Annotated in this window: 15 protein-coding genes; 12 read left to right on the plus strand and 3 right to left on the minus strand. The window is 69.5% G+C overall.

The window, feature by feature from the left end; all coding sequences use genetic code 11:
* The first annotated feature begins 73 nt into the window (after positions 1 to 73).
* The 3 genes from AC1MEQ_RS11945 to AC1MEQ_RS11955 all read left to right on the plus strand — a co-directional run bounded on the left by AC1MEQ_RS11945 (position 74) and on the right by AC1MEQ_RS11955 (position 2,735).
* Positions 74 to 883 carry an oxygenase MpaB family protein gene (locus AC1MEQ_RS11945; protein ID WP_479791019.1) on the plus strand — a complete coding sequence of 270 codons (810 nt, stop codon included), beginning with the start codon at positions 74 to 76 and terminating at the stop codon, positions 881 to 883.
* Positions 884 to 1,064: 181 nt separating this feature from the next.
* Complete coding sequence (locus tag AC1MEQ_RS11950; protein WP_479791020.1) at positions 1,065 to 1,436, plus strand: hypothetical protein; 372 nt, start codon at positions 1,065 to 1,067, stop codon at positions 1,434 to 1,436.
* Between the two features lie 66 nt (positions 1,437 to 1,502).
* Complete coding sequence (locus tag AC1MEQ_RS11955; RefSeq protein WP_479791021.1) at positions 1,503 to 2,735, plus strand: aminotransferase class I/II-fold pyridoxal phosphate-dependent enzyme; 1,233 nt, start codon at positions 1,503 to 1,505, stop codon at positions 2,733 to 2,735.
* Between the two features lie 43 nt (positions 2,736 to 2,778).
* Here AC1MEQ_RS11955 and AC1MEQ_RS11960 read toward each other — a convergent pair whose 3' ends face one another.
* The gene (locus AC1MEQ_RS11960) at positions 2,779 to 3,180 is read right to left on the minus strand and encodes a hypothetical protein (protein ID WP_479791022.1); all 402 of its coding nucleotides are present in this window, start codon (positions 3,178 to 3,180) and stop codon (positions 2,779 to 2,781) included.
* A gap of 138 nt (positions 3,181 to 3,318) precedes the next feature.
* Here AC1MEQ_RS11960 and AC1MEQ_RS11965 point away from each other — a divergent pair, with 138 nt between their 5' ends.
* The 9 genes from AC1MEQ_RS11965 (at position 3,319) to AC1MEQ_RS12005 (ending at position 11,634) form a co-directional block, all read left to right on the plus strand.
* On the plus strand, positions 3,319 to 3,915 hold the full coding sequence (locus tag AC1MEQ_RS11965; RefSeq protein WP_479791023.1) for a MerR family transcriptional regulator: 597 nt from the start codon (positions 3,319 to 3,321) through the stop codon (positions 3,913 to 3,915).
* Positions 3,916 to 3,983: 68 nt separating this feature from the next.
* Positions 3,984 to 4,940 carry an ABC transporter ATP-binding protein gene (locus tag AC1MEQ_RS11970; RefSeq protein ID WP_479791024.1) on the plus strand — a complete coding sequence of 319 codons (957 nt, stop codon included), beginning with the start codon at positions 3,984 to 3,986 and terminating at the stop codon, positions 4,938 to 4,940.
* Positions 4,941 to 4,970: 30 nt separating this feature from the next.
* Entirely contained in the window at positions 4,971 to 5,723 is a 753-nt protein-coding gene (locus tag AC1MEQ_RS11975; protein WP_479791025.1) for an ABC transporter permease, read from the plus strand.
* 11 nt (positions 5,724 to 5,734) lie between these two features.
* Positions 5,735 to 6,844: a sensor histidine kinase gene (locus tag AC1MEQ_RS11980; protein WP_479791026.1), complete on the plus strand. Its 1,110-nt coding sequence runs from the start codon at positions 5,735 to 5,737 to the stop codon at positions 6,842 to 6,844.
* Positions 6,838 to 7,449 carry a response regulator transcription factor gene (locus AC1MEQ_RS11985; RefSeq protein ID WP_479796118.1) on the plus strand — a complete coding sequence of 204 codons (612 nt, stop codon included), beginning with the start codon at positions 6,838 to 6,840 and terminating at the stop codon, positions 7,447 to 7,449. Before AC1MEQ_RS11980 ends, AC1MEQ_RS11985 begins: the two co-directional genes overlap by 7 nt.
* A gap of 139 nt (positions 7,450 to 7,588) precedes the next feature.
* Positions 7,589 to 8,626: an iron-siderophore ABC transporter substrate-binding protein gene (locus AC1MEQ_RS11990; RefSeq protein WP_479791027.1), complete on the plus strand. Its 1,038-nt coding sequence runs from the start codon at positions 7,589 to 7,591 to the stop codon at positions 8,624 to 8,626.
* Between the two features lie 70 nt (positions 8,627 to 8,696).
* On the plus strand, positions 8,697 to 9,683 hold the full coding sequence (locus tag AC1MEQ_RS11995) for a FecCD family ABC transporter permease (RefSeq protein WP_479791028.1): 987 nt from the start codon (positions 8,697 to 8,699) through the stop codon (positions 9,681 to 9,683).
* Complete coding sequence (locus tag AC1MEQ_RS12000) at positions 9,680 to 10,837, plus strand: FecCD family ABC transporter permease (protein ID WP_479791029.1); 1,158 nt, start codon at positions 9,680 to 9,682, stop codon at positions 10,835 to 10,837. Before AC1MEQ_RS11995 ends, AC1MEQ_RS12000 begins: the two co-directional genes overlap by 4 nt.
* Positions 10,834 to 11,634 carry an ABC transporter ATP-binding protein gene (locus AC1MEQ_RS12005; protein WP_479791030.1) on the plus strand — a complete coding sequence of 267 codons (801 nt, stop codon included), beginning with the start codon at positions 10,834 to 10,836 and terminating at the stop codon, positions 11,632 to 11,634. The genes AC1MEQ_RS12000 and AC1MEQ_RS12005 overlap by 4 nt, the downstream gene beginning before the upstream one ends.
* A gap of 105 nt (positions 11,635 to 11,739) precedes the next feature.
* Here the strand turns inward: AC1MEQ_RS12005 and AC1MEQ_RS12010 are convergent, their stop codons facing one another.
* A complete protein-coding gene (locus tag AC1MEQ_RS12010; protein ID WP_479791031.1) occupies positions 11,740 to 13,137 on the minus strand; it encodes an MFS transporter in 1,398 nt (465 codons plus the stop codon).
* A gap of 159 nt (positions 13,138 to 13,296) precedes the next feature.
* Positions 13,297 to 14,694, minus strand: coding sequence for an MFS transporter (locus AC1MEQ_RS12015; RefSeq protein ID WP_479791032.1), 1,398 nt, complete (start codon positions 14,692 to 14,694; stop codon positions 13,297 to 13,299).
* Between the last annotated feature and the right edge of the window lie 2 nt (positions 14,695 to 14,696).

The following is a 14,696-nucleotide window of genomic DNA, read 5'->3' on the forward strand; positions in this document are numbered from 1 at the left end:
AGGGCACGATGCCAGCCGCCACCGAGCGCCGGGGCCCACCAGCCCGGTGTCCGGGGGCGCTAGCATCGAAGGCATGGGCATCTTCGGCACGGGCACCGGTTCACCGCCAACGATCGCCGACATGGCCCCGGAGTCCGTCCTGCTCGCCGGGGCCGGCCGGGCCATCCTGCTGCAATTGGCCTACCCGCCGGTCGGCCACGGCGTCGCCCGCCATTCGGGGTTCGTCGAGGACCCGCTGGCCCGGCTGCACGGGACCCTGACCTACATCTACGCGCTCACCAACGGCACCCCGGCCCAGGCCGACGCCGCCCGCCGCTGGGTCGAACGCGCCCACGCACCCGTGCACGCCGACGCCGCGCCCGACGGCAGCCACCCCGCCTACGACGCCAACGACCCCGACGCCCAGCTGTGGGTCGCCGCCACCCTCTACGACTCGGCGATGGTGGTCCACGACGCCCTGTTCCCGCCCTTGCCGGCAGCGACGGCGGAGCGGATCTACCGCGAGTACGCCGTCCTGGGGACGGCCCTGCACATGCCGGCAGATGCCTGGCCGGCCACCCGCGCCGACTTCGCCGCCTACTGGGACCGGATGAGCGCACAGCTCTCCGTGGACCGGACGATCCTGCGGGTCGGCCGCAACCTGCTCGCGGCCCGCAAAGCGCCGACCTGGGCGCGGATGCTCATGCCCACTGCGCGACTGCTCACGGCCGGCCTGCTCACCCCCGAACTCCGGGCGGGCTTCGGGCTGCCCTATGGGCCAGTGCACGACGGCGTCTTCCGGGCCCTGCTGCGCACGGCGGCACTCGTCTATCCCCGCCTCCCCGAGCGGCTGCGCCACGCACCCCTGCACTTCTACCTGCGGCGGCTCGACGCCTTCTCATAGGTCGGCGACGTTTCCTCCACAGTGGATCCCACGGCCCGGCTATCCACTTCCGGTTCGCCACGCGCTGGCAGCTGTTGAGGGGCGGCGGAGTGTGGTGTTGTCGAGAGGGGACACCATGACCGGCACCAGGCGGCCAGTGCGGAGGGAAGTCCCGCCAATGCGGATCCGGGACATTCCGCCGTTGTCCAGGATCCCGGAATGGCGCGAGTGCCTGCTCTGCTATGTCTACCGGATGTGGAGGTGCCATGGCTGCGGCGATGACCTGTCACTGGTGGGGCTGTACCAAGAGTTCTCGGGACGGCAGGACCTCCGTCTGCACGACAGGCTGACCGGGGCCGGGGTACGTGACGCTTCCGGCCTCGTTTTCGGGGCCCACCAGCCCAACGCCGACCATTGGAATCCTGACGCACCCGGGTATGCGGGTTCCACGCCGGACGGGGTGCCGGATTGCCTGCACGTGGCCACCGGATCGACGGCGGCCTGTCACCTGTGGGTCCGCACCACGACGTGGAGGATTTCCGGGGCGGGCCGCCGGCTCACCCTCTGGGCGTAGGGCCGGCAGGGAGGCTTCGCCGGAGGTGGCGTGTGTCAGGCTAGGGGAATCGACCGAGAACCGAGCATGAGGAGCAACCCAGTGAACCAGCGACCACTCACCGTTGCCTCCCGCGCCCAGGTTCCGCCGTTCCAGGTGATGGACATCCTGGCCCGCGTGGCCGAACTGCGTGCCGCCGGCCGGGACGTCATCTCCCTGTGCGCCGGCGAGCCCAGTGGTGGCGCTCCGACAGGAGTATCGGAACGTGCGGCCGCCATCCACGGTTCGGGCGTGCCCCTGACCTATACGCCGGCGCTCGGCATCGCGGAACTCCGCGGGGCCATCGCGGAACACTACCGGCGCTGGTACGGGATCGACGTGCCGGCAGCCAATGTCGCGGTGACCACAGGATCCTCCGGCGCCTTCATGCTCACCTTCCTGGCCGCATTCAATCCCGGCGACCGCGTGGCACTCGCGCGGCCCGGTTATCCCGCCTACCGGAACATCCTGCGTGCGCTGGGGGTCGAGGTAGTCGAGCTGGACTGCGGGCCGGAGACCAGATACCAGCCCACCCCGCAACAGCTCGATGCCGCGGCGGCCGAACACGGTCCCCTCAGTGGCCTGATGCTTGCCTCGCCGGCCAACCCCACCGGCACCATGGTCTCCCGGGGCGAGCTCACCGATCTCACCGCGTGGTGCTTGCGCCACGCGGTGCGGCTGGTCAGCGACGAGATCTACCACGGCATCACCTACCCCGCCATCGGAGACCCGGACCCGCGGGGCGTCTGTGCCTGGGAACTGGACCGTTCCGGCGTCGTGATTTCCAGCTTCTCCAAGTACTGGGGCATGACGGGGTGGCGGCTCGGCTGGGCGATCGTTCCCGACGACCTGCTTCCGGCCGTCGACGCGCTCGCCGGCAACGTTGCCCTCTGCCCTCCGGCCCCGGCCCAGATGGCCGCTGTGGAGGCCTTCACCGAGGACTCCTACCGCCAGGCGCAAGGATTCGTCGACGAGTTCACCGTGACCCGCTCCGTCCTGCTGGAGAACCTGCCGCAGCTGGGCTGGGGCCCGGCAGCTCCTGCCGACGGGGCGTTCTACCTCTATGCCGATCTGGGCGACGCCCTGGGCGGTTTCGAGGACTCCACCGCCTACTGCGCGGCGTTGCTCGAGGAGGAAGGCGTGGCACTCGTCCCGGGTGGGGACTTCGACGGTTCCGGGGGCCGGCGAGCGGTGCGGCTGAGCTTCGCTGCGGGACGTGAAGCGGTCGCCGAAGCCGTGGGGCGAATCATGCGGTTTCAAGGAGGGAGCCAGAGCGCTTGAGGGAAGGCCAACGCGTCGGGGTCGACGACCGCGCTGGTGGCCCTCAACCGGCCCTGATCAACCCAATGCCACCGACGACAAGGCTCACCGTCAGCAGCGCGGCCCCCGCCCACAACAGCGCGATGAACCCGTTGGGCTTTGCCGGATTCCGGCCGATAACCGAGAGGAAGAATCCCGCAGGCATCAGGATCGCCGAGAACAGGATGCCGTCGGCCGCGTAGCGGAACGGGGCTGCCACGGCGGCGGCGTCCATGAGCAGCAGTACGACCAGTCCGAGGATGACGAGCACCCCGGCGTGGGCATGTCCGGCCCGGAAGAAGGACTGCTGCAAGTCGTTGGCGGGCTGTTTACCCGAGACCACGCGCAGCACGAACGTTCCCCCATAGGCGATGGTGACCACCGCCAACAAGACGATCCCTGCGGTGAGGGTGCTTCCCGTATCCATGATGTCTCCTGAGGATGGGTCCTGGTTCTGCGACCAATTGGATAGTGCTAGTACCTAAGATTGGATACTGTTACTATCCAATAGTCAAGGGAGGCGACCATCCGCATTTCAGAACTTGCCGCCGCCGCCGGCAGCAGCGTGTCCACCATTAAGTACTACCTGCGCGAAGGGTTGATTCCGCCCGGCGCCTCCCGGGGCGCCACGCAGGCCGACTACGGGCCCGCCCATGTGCACAGGATCCGGGTGATCAAAGCGCTGGCCGAGGTGGCCGGCTTGCCGATCCAAAAGGTCCGGGTCGTGTTGGGACTCATGGACGAGCCGGGGGAGAGCACCTTCGACACGCTCGGCCGTGCGGTTGCGGCGCTGCCGCCCTATCTGCAGGAATCCGGGGCAGGAGACGGTTCTGGTGCCGCCTACCCGTTGGCCCGGGAGGCGCTGGAGTCGCTGGGGCAGGTCCTCGATCCAGGTTATGCGGCCGTGGCACAGCTCGAGCGTGCCTTGCAGGCCGTCGCGGACGCGGGAATCCCGATGGGCCCGGAACGCCTGAGGGTCTATGGCCGTTCCCTGATGGAGATGGCCGAGTACGACGTCGCAGGGATGCCCGGGGAGCCGGCGGCCACGGTGGAGCACGCCGTCTTGGGCACCGCGCTCTACGAACCCGTCATCCTGGCGCTGCGCCGGCTGGCCCACCAGGACGCCGCGTCGCGGCGGCTGGATGGCCCTCCCGGCCCATGACAACGGTCATGGGCAGATCGTGAGCGCTGCCAGAGGTGCGGAAGCTGGACTGCGGCAAGACTTACCTCATGGACAATCCGACACCAGCCCTTGAGCTGCAGGACCTGCGCAAGACCTTCCCCTCCGATGGAGGGCGACTCCATGCGGTCGACGGCATCGACCTGACGGTCAATGCCGGGGAAATCGTGGCACTGCTCGGCCCCAACGGTGCCGGGAAGACCACCACCATCGATATGGCCCTGGGGCTAACGAGCCCCAGCTCCGGGACCGTCAGCGTCTTCGGCCAGCGGCCCCAGGCCGCGGTCCGCGCCGGCCGGATGTCCGCTCTCCTGCAGACCGGCGGGCTCCTGCGCGACCTCACCGTGCAGGAGACCGTCCTGGCCATCGCCTCCCTGCATGGGGCCAAGGGGCGGGTGGAGGAGGTCATGGCGGCCACCGATACCGCCCGGTTGGCCCGCCGGAAGGTGGTCAAGTGTTCCGGAGGCGAACAGCAGCGGCTGAAATTCGCGCTGGCACTGCTGCCGGACCCCGACATCCTGATCCTCGACGAGCCCACGGCGGGCATGGACGTCAACGCCCGGCGCGATTTCTGGGCCACCATGCGCCGTGATGCCTCGGCAGGGCGCACCGTCATCTTCGCCACGCACTACCTCGAGGAAGCCGAGAGCTTCGCCCAGCGCATCGTGCTCATGAATGCCGGCAAGATCATCGCCGACGGCAGCACGTCCAGCGTCCGGGCGTTGGCCGCCGGCCGGACCGTGGCAGCGACGCTCCAGGACCATGGCGCCATCGACCCCGACGATCCTCGACTTGCCGAACTCCGCGCCATCGCCGGCGTAACCGACGTGCAGGTCAACGGCACCCGGGCCACCATCACCACCACCGATTCCGACGCCGTGGCCCGGCACCTGCTCAATGGCGGGCAGGGGGCCGAGCTGGAGATCTCCGCCCCCAGTCTGGAGAGCGCCTTCGTCCAGATGACCCGGACGCCCGCCACCACACCGGCCGACGCCGTCGGCGCCTGACCCGGCATCCCGAACCCCGAAGGAAACACCATGAACGCGACCTTTGTCCGCATCGACCTGACCCGCCAATTGCGCGATGTCATGAACCTGATGTTCGTCCTCGTCCTGCCCACCCTGATGTACGTCATCTTCGGCCTGTCGTTCAGCTATGCGAACGAAAGCGCCGGCAACGGCAACGTGAAGTTCTACATCATGGCCTCGATGGCCGCCTATGGCGCATCGGTCGCCGCCACCACGGTCACCGGCGTCTCCGCGGTCGAGCAAATGCAGGGATGGGGCCGGCAGATTGGCCTGACGCCCCTGCGGCCGGCCGGTTTCGTCGCCGGAAAGGCGGTGGTCGCACTCGTCGTCACGGCACTGTCGATCGCCGTCGTCTTCATCGTCGGTGCCCTCACCGGCGCGCACGCCGACCATGGCTGGATGTGGGCCGCCACGTTCGCCATCGCGCTGGTCGGATCGATCCTGTTCGCGTTGTTCGGCTACGCCATCGCCATGCTGTTCAAGAGCGAGTCGGCGATGGGCATTGCCTCCGGGCTGTTGGTGGTGCTCTCGTTCCTCGGGAACGTCTTCGTCCCGTTGTCCGGCACCCTGCTCGACGTCGCCCGGTTCACCCCGATGTACGGTTTCGTCGGCCTCGTGAGGTGGCCCGTCCTGGAGGGCGCCCAATCCGGTTCCACGAATGTGGACCCCTTATGGGCGCTGATCGCTAATCTAGTGGCATGGCTACTCATCTTCGGGCTCGTCGCGGTCCTGGCCGTGCGCCGCGGCCGCGCCCGCCGGTAGGAGGACCCGCCATGACCCGGCTAGCAGCCGCCCGCGGACCCGCCGAGGCGTCCGCCGACCGGTGGGCCCAACGCGGGTGGCTCCTCTCGGCGATCTGGCTGGTCTTCCTGGGGTACACCATCGTGGCCATGCTCCAGGCGGGCCTCGGGCCTGTCCGGATGACCCTGGGCTACCTGCTGATCGGACTCTTCGTCGGGGTCTACCTGTTGGCCTTTATCGGGGGGAACCGGCTGGACCCCGATGCCCCCTGGGCCCGGTTCAACCCCGCGGGGTTTGCTGTTCTGGCGGTCATCATCCTGGCCATGGGGGTGCTCATCGGCCTCGACGCCCTGTACATGACGCCCTTCCTGATCGGGTATGCCTGTTTTCTGCTGCCGCGTCCGGCCGCCTGGGCCGTGGGGGTTGTGTGCATCGGGCTCACCTTCGGGCTGCCGGCGCTCGCGGGTGACGCGTGGGAGTACGTCTACATTGCGGCGATCCAACTGGGGATCTTCGTGCTGAACATGGTGACGTTCGCGCTGATCCAGGCGGGCAACCGCAGCGACCGAATCCAGGCCGATCTCGCCCTCGTCTCCGAACGCGAACGCCTCGCCCGGGACGTCCACGACATCCTGGGCCACACGCTGACCGTCGTTGCCGTGAAGGCCGAGCTGGCCGAACGACTCATCGAGGGCGACCCGGAGCGCAGCCGGTCGGAAATCGCCGACATCAGGGCGCTGGTGCGCGGTGCGCTCGCCGATGTGCGGGCCACGGTCGGCGGACTACGCGGCAACGACCTGTCCACCCAGCTCGAGGCGATCCGCCTGACGCTGGGCGGGGCCGGGGTCGCGGTCGAGGTCGAGGGCGACCACGCCGGGCAGGTCCCCGACCGGCTGCGGGACCCGCTGGGGTGGCTGGTCCGCGAGGCGGGCACGAACGTGCTGCGCCATGCCCGGGCCACCCGCTGCCGCATCCGCTTCGCGTCGGGATCCCTGGTCATCGAGGACGACGGCGTGGGGCTGGGTGCGAGCACCGCAGGTAATGGCATGTGCGGCATGAGCGAGCGCATGGCCGAGGCGGGTGCCACCTTCCACGTGGGGGCGGCCGCCCTCGGCGGAACCCGGGTGGAGGCCAGCTGGTGAGCATCCGCATCCTCGTCGCCGACGACCAGGCGTTGGTGCGTGGTGCCCTGGTGGCCCTGCTCAACCTGGAATCCGACCTCCAGGTCGTGGCCGAGGCCGAGAACGGGGCGGCAGCGGTGGAACTGGCCGGCCGGCTTTCCGTGGACGTCTGTGTTCTGGACATCCAGATGCCGGGTGTCGACGGCATCGAGGCCGCGCGCCGCATCCGCGCCGGTGTGCCCGGGTGCCGAACGCTCATGGTCACCACCTTTGGGCGCACCGGTTACCTGCGCGAGGCACTCCAGTCCGGGGCCAGCGGGTTCGTCGTCAAGGACACCCCCGCTTCCGAGCTGGCCGAGGCCATCCGCAAGGTCCATGCCGGGCTGCGGGTCGTGGACCCGGAACTGGCCGCGGCCTCGCTGTCCGAAGGGGAGAACCCGTTGACGGAACGCGAGCGCCAGGCCCTGGCCCTGGCCCGTGACGGGAAGGCGGTGGCGGCGATTTCCGCCACCCTGCACCTGTCGGCGGGCACCGTCCGGAACCACCTGTCGTCGGCGATCGGCAAGACGGGGGCGGTCAACCGCATCGAGGCCGCGGGCATTGCCGCCGAGCGCGGCTGGCTGTAGGGCCGATCCGGAATAATTACGCGACAACTTCGTGACGTTGCAACCCGATGGTTAGGTTGGGGTAGCCTTACCTTGCACGTCATTCGAGTAGTGGCGGAGCCGGCCACGTTGCCCGGCCCGCATCAGCGTAAGGAAAACCATGACCTTTGCACGTCTGCGTTCCCTCGGGGCCGGTGTCGCCCTCCTGGCCGCCTCGGCCCTCGCCCTGGCAGGATGCGCCGGCGGCGATGCATCCGGTGACGGCGGCAGCGCCCCCGCGTCGGAGGCCGCCGGCTTCCCGGTGACGATCAAGAGTGCGCTGGGCACCGCCGAGATCCCGAAGAAGCCCGAACGCGTCATCACGCTGGGGCAGGGGTCCGCGGAGACCTCCATCGCGCTTGGCACCATCCCCGTGGGCATGGAGGAGTACGCCTGGGCAGCCGACGAAACCGGCTACCTGCCCTGGATCCACCAAGCCGTGGAGAAGGACGGCGGGAAGCTGCCCGAGCTCGTCGGCTCCGGCGAGCAGCTGGACATGGAAAAGATCGTGGAGCTCGATCCCGACGTCATCCTTGCCCCCTGGTCCGGCCTGACCCAGGAACAGTTCGACACGCTGAACGCCATCGCCCCGACAGTTGCCTACCCGGACCAGGCCTGGAGCATCGACTGGGACCAGCAGATCGACATCGTCGGCAAGGCCCTCGGACAGGAATCCGACGCCCAGGGCCTGGTCGCCGACCTCAGGAAGCAGCTGGCCGACGCGGCGAAGGCCCACCCGGAGTATGCCGACTACACGTTCTCCTACGTCTACACGACGCCCGATACCCTCGGCGTCTTCCTGCCCACCGAACAGCGCGCCGCCATGGTCGGTGCCCTCGGGCTGAAGCCCGACCCCGCGGTGGAGAAGATGAAGGAGACCGAAGGCACCGACTCGGCAGTCATCGGCTACGAGAACGCCGACCAACTCAACGACAGCGACCTGGTCTTCACGTTCTACTCCGATGCCGCCGCCCGCAAGCAGGCGCTGTCGAACAAGCTCTACGCCCAGATCCCGGCCATCAAACAGGGTGCCGTGGTCGCCAGCGACGACAACGCCTTCGTCACCGCCTCCTCGATGATCAACCCGCTGACCGTCCCGTATGCCCTGGACCGGTACGTGCCGATGATCGACGAGGCCATCTCCCACGCCAAGAAGTAGGGACCCCATCCTGAGCACCACCCCCCTGGCCACCAGCCCGCAGCAGACCCGGACCCGGCGTCCGGGGCTGTTGCGGGCTGCGCCCGTTTACCTGGCATGCCTGCTGGTGCTCGCCGGCGTCGTGATCGCCAGCCTGGTCCTCGGGTCCAAACCCACCACCGTCACCGAGCTGTTCGACTCGTGGACCGGGCACGGAGACCCCTATCTGGCGGCAGTCTTCGACTCGCGCTACCAGCGCACCCTGCTTGGCATCGCCGTCGGGGCGGCCCTGGCCCTGGCCGGGACCCTGATGCAATCCGTCACGGCGAACCCGCTGGCCGACCCCGGACTGTTGGGTATCAACGCCGGCGCCGCGGCCGCCATGGTCACCTGCACCGCCCTGTTCGGCCTCACCCTGGGCTCCCCGGCCGCCGTGTGGGTCGCCCTCGTTGGCGCCGGACTTGCCGCGGTCGCCGTCTATGTCGTGGGCACCGCCGGTTCCAGCGGCGCCAATCTCGTGCGGCTCATCCTCGCCGGCGCCGTCGTCACCGCCGTGCTGACCGCCTACGTCCAGGGCATCGCGCTCAGCCTGCCGCAGACCTTCGACAACTACCGCTTCTGGGTCGTCGGCTCGCTGCACCACGGCGCCTACAGCCAGCTGTTCTCCGTCCTGCCGTTCCTGCTGCTGGGGCTGCTGATCGCGTTCGCCGTCTCCGGCGCGATGAACGCCCTGGCACTGGGTACCGACGCCGCCACCGGGCTGGGAGTGCGCACCGGGCTGGTCCGCGCCACAGGGCTCGGGGCTGCGACCCTGATGAGCGCCGCGGCCACCGCCGCCGTCGGCCCCATCGCCTTCATCGGGCTGGCCGTGCCCCACATCGTCCGTGCCCTCGTCGGGCTCGACATGCGCCGCCAGCTGCTAGGCGCCCTACTCGTCGGGCCGATCGTCCTGCTCGGGGCCGACGTCATCGGCCGGGTGCTGCTGCGCCCCCAGGAACTCATGGTCGGCGTCGTCACCGCCTTCGTCGGCGCGCCGATCCTGCTGCTGGTCGTGCGCCGGCTGGGGGACCGGTCATGAGCGGGCTCACCACGCAACGCACCGACCCGGAGCACGACGGCGGGGCCCTCCCGGGTGCCCCACCGGCACCGGGCGCCCCGCAAGGACCGCACCCGAGGCGGGCACCGGCGTCGTCCGCTGCCGGAGGGCCGGTGTTGCGCCTGGGCTCGCGCATCGCCCTGCCGGTGGCGCCGCGCCCGGTGGCCGTGGCCGCCATCCTGGTGCTGCTCCTGTTGGCCGGGGCCTTCGGGACGCTGACGATGGGCGGGCTCGGGATCGAACCGTCCCGGCTGTTCGGCGCCCTGTTCGGCGGGGCCGCGGACGGCAAGCAGGCCTTCGTGCTCGGGCATCTGCGCGGTCCGCGCCTGGTCGTGGCCGTTGGCGCCGGGATCGCGCTGGGCCTCTCCGGCGCGCTGTTCCAATCCGTAACCCGCAACCCGCTGGGCAGCCCGGACGTCATCGGCGTCAGCGCCGGGGCCGGTGCGGGTGCCGCGTTCTTCGGCCTGCTGCTGCCCGGCGCCGCCTCGATCCCGCTCGGCTCGGTGCTCGGCGCCGCCGCGGCGGTCGGCCTCGTCGCGCTGGGCACCGGCACCGGGTTCGGCAATCCGCTGCGCATGATCCTGGCCGGCATCGGCGTCTCCGCCATGGCCGCCGCGTTCACCCAGTACGTGGTCTACGTGGTGGCCCGCGACCAGGCGACCATGCTCTCCTCCTACCTCAACGGGTCCCTGGAGGCCCGCTCGTGGGAGCATGCCGCGACCATCGGGGTGGTCCTGCTGGTCTGCGCCGCCCCGTTGGCCCTGCTGAGCGTGCCGTTGGCGTTGAGTGAAATGGGCGACGACGTCGCGCGGGCCCTCGGATCCCCTGCGGTCACGACGCGGCGGTGGGCGGTCCTGCTTTCCGTCGTGCTGGCCGGCGGTGCCGTCGCGGTCGCCGGGCCCATCGCCTTCGTCGCGCTGACCGCCCCGCACATCGCCCGGCGGCTGGCCCACAGCGGGCGTCCGCAAATGCTGCTCTCCGGGCTGACCGGCGCGCTGCTGCTGGTCGCCGCCGACCTCGTCGCCCAGCAGGCGCCGTGGGCGCACTCGCTGCCGGTCGGCATCCTCACCCTGGCCATCGGCGGCGTGTACCTGGGCGCGCTGCTAGTCCGCGAATTCAGAAAGGGGCTGGCATGAGCCACAACGCCCAACCCGTCCTCTCCGCCGCGGGCATCAGCCTCGGCTACGGCACCCGCACCATCGTGGAGGAGCTGGACCTGGACATCCACGCCGGGGATTTCAAGGTCATCGTCGGCCCCAACGGGTGTGGCAAGTCCACGCTCCTGAAGGCCTTCGCCCGCGTCAACAAGCCCACCGCCGGGCGGATCATGCTCGACGGTGCCGCCGTCGCGTCGATGAACGGCCGGGCCGTCGCCCGTCGGGTCTCGCTGCTGCCCCAGGGTGCCGTGGCGCCGGAGGGCATCACCGTCAGCGACCTGGTCGCCCGTGGCCGCCACCCCCACCACACGCTGCTGCGCCAGTGGTCCCGGGCCGACGACGCGGCCATCGCCGCAGCCCTGGGACGGACCCGGTTGGACGGCCTGGAGAAGGAACAGGTGTCCTCGCTGTCCGGCGGCCAGCGCCAGCGGGCCTGGCTGGCCATGGTCCTGGCTCAGGACACCGACATCATCCTGCTCGACGAGCCGACGACGTTCCTGGACATCGCCCACCAGTACGACCTGCTCGAGCTCTTCGCCGAACTCAACCGCGAGGGGCGCACCATCGTGGCGGTGCTGCACGACCTGAACCAGGCGGCACGTTTCGCCTCCGACCTGGTGGTTATGAAGGACGGGGCGATCCAGGCCCACGGGTCGCCCCGGGACATCCTCACCCCCGGCCTGGTGCAGGGGATCTTCGGGCTCGACGCCGACGTCATCGACGATCCACAAGCAGGGACGCCGATGGTCGTGCCCCACGTGCGCCCGGCCGCCTGAGCCACCGCGGCAGCCGGTCGTTCCGGAGCCCGGACGCACGGCGGGGCCGCCCGGCCCCTAAAAACCAAGGTGGTCGGACGGACCCGCAGCGTTCGGTGCCCGGGATCAGCCCGCGACGTGCCGGTGCCCCGAGGTGGCCGGCATGTCCTGCGGGTCGGCCTCCGGATGGTGCACGTGGTTGCCCAGCTGCTCCATCGGGGTCTGGTAGGTTTCCCGGGCCCACCAGGCGCCGACGACGGCGATGATCGAGGATCCGGCGACGATCCACGCGGCGGGGCCCCAGTTGGCATGGACGCCCCCGACCAGCGCGGTGCCCAGCAGCGGGGTAAACCCGGCGCAGACAATGCCCACCTGCAGCCCGATCGCCACGCCCGAGTAGCGCACGCGCACATTGAACAGCTCGGAGAACCAGGCCGGGTAGATGGCGTTGGACATGGCGTAGGTGCCGGCGGTGATGGCCGTGCTGACCACGAAGACCAGGCCGATCTGCGCCGTCGAAATCGCCCAGAAGTAGACCCAGATCAGACCGCCGGACCCCAGGACACCGGCGATGAAGATCGGACGGCGGCCGTACTTGTCGGAGAACAGGGCGCACAGCGGCTGGGTGGCCATGGCCAGGACATTGCCCACGATGCTGACCATCAGCATGGTCGAGGCGGGGATCCCGACGCTGACCGCATAGGCCAGTCCGAACGCCTGCATGAACGTGTTGGTCACGGTCTCGAACGACATCATCGAGATCTGCAGGAACTGTGCCGGGTGGGTCTTGAACATGTCCATGAACGGCAGCTTGACCAGGTCGTTCTTTTCGGCCTTGGCCTCGAAGATCTCCGGTTCGTCGAGCGAGCGGCGGACCAGGAACGCGACGACGAGCACGACGACGGAGAGCAGGAACGGGATGCGCCAGCCCCACGCCAGGCGGTCCGCCTCGCTCATGGCGGCCACGGGCAGGAAGACCAGGGACGCCAGCACGATGCCGGCCGAGATGCCGCTCATCGCGAACGACGGGAAGAACCCGCGCCGGCCCACCGGGGATTCCTCCATGGTCAGCGCGGAGGCACCGGCGGTCTCGGCACCGGCCGACAGGCCCTGGCATAGGCGCAGGAAGACCAGCAGGGCCGGGGCGAGGTAGCCAGCGGTGTGGAAGTCGGGCAGCACGCCGATCAGGAAGGTGGACCCGCCCATGACCACCAGCGTCAGCACCAGGGTGTTCTTGCGGCCGATCCGGTCGCCCAGGTGGCCGAAGACGACGGCGCCAAACGGCCGGGCGACATAGGCGACGCCGAAGGTCGCGAACGACGCCAGCAGGGCGATGGTCGGGTCCCCTCCCGGGAAGAAGATGTGGGAGAAGACCAGGGAAGCGGCCGTCGCGTAGACGAAGAAGTCGTAGTACTCGAGCATGCCGCCCAGGAAGGCGGCCAAGGCCGCTTTGCGGGCGCGACGCAGGCGTCGGGCCTGATCCGAGCCTGGAACTGCGGGGGAGGTGGCGGGTTTCGGTGCCATGGGGGAGTCCTTTGGAGCTGGTGCTGATACATGATCACACGTGGGGTGTTGTGCGTATTCCGAACAGTCGTGCGGTATCTGACTAATTCGATGATAAAGCACGTGACCCCAATCACCAAGGGGGCAGGTCATGTTGGCGTTGATTCGTTCAGGGGCTGACTATCTGGAGCTGGCCCCTCGGCCTCGCACGTGGATTATCCGGTGGACGAACAGCACGAGGAAGACCACAGTGCACAGTGCGGCACCGAGCGCGAAGGCCGCGGTGATCCCGTCGCCGCTCGGGCGCAGGTCCGGTTCCAGATGCGTGGCGAAGATAGCCGCCGAAACCGCGGTGCCAAAGGAGCTGCCGACTGTGCGCAGAACCTGGTTGAAGCTGACGGAACTGCCGAGTTCGGAGGTGGCCACACTGCGTTCGATCAGTGCCGGCATGGCCGCGTAGCTGGCTCCCATGCCGAGGCCGAACACGAGCATGCCCACCAGGATCTCCCACAGTTGGGAGTGGGCAAGCCAGAGCATCGTCCCCGAGGCGGCCATCAGCGCGGTGCCCAGTGGCAGGAGCGTGGTGAGGCCGACCCGGCCCACCAGTCGCCGCACCAGGCGGTTCGCGGCGAAGCTGCCCACCGAGAGCGGGAACATGACGAATCCGGCCCAGAAGACGGGGAGTGCGATCCCGTAGCCGGTGGAGGCCGGAGCCTGGGCGACCAGGCTGGAAATGGACAGGGCGATGTACATGGCGGCCCCCAGCCCAACGGCCGTGCCGTTGGCCAGCAGGACATCGCCGGTGCGCAGGACCCGCAAGTTGACCAGGGGGTGGGGCAATCGTAGTTCGGTGAAAACCCAGGCGGTGAGCACCACGGCGGCACCGATGAAGGTGCCGACGGTCCGGGTCGATCCCCAACCCCAGGTGGGACCCTCGCTGACGGCCAGCAACAAGGCGCCCAGCCCCAGGCCCAGCAGGGCTGCGCCCCCGAAGTCGAAGGGCAGGCGCGGCGCCCGCTCGTCCGGCCCGGCCGGAACCGTGCGCAGGACCACGACGATGGCGCTTAGCACGAACAGCGCGGCGAACCAGAACGCGACCTGGAACTGGAAGAGACCGGCGATGATGCCGGTCAGCGGGTAGCCGATGCCGATTCCGGTCGAGACGGTCACGGACAGGCTGGAAATCGAGGGCTGGACCTTTGGTGCCTCCACGTAGCGCCTGGCCAGGGAGATCGTCACCGGGACGATCCCGTAGCTCAGTCCCTGCAGGGCGCGCCCGACCAGGAACAGGGGGAAGGTGGTGGCCAGGGCGGCGATGACCGACCCGAGCAGGATGACGCCCAGGGAGACCAGCAGCAGCCGACGCTTGTGCGGCCCGTCGCTCAACCGGCCCATGACCGGTGTGGCGATCGCCCCCACCAGGAGGTTCACGGTCAGCATCCACTGCGCGGTGTTGACTGAGACGTCCAACTCCTGGGACACCGTGGGCACCAGGAGCATGCCCAGCGAGCTCACGATCGCCGTGGACAGGGCGGCGTAGACCAGGCCGGGGACGAGCCTTGACTCCGGGCTCGTCAACG

The sequence above is a fragment of the Arthrobacter sp. ASL1 genome (genome assembly GCF_056680475.1).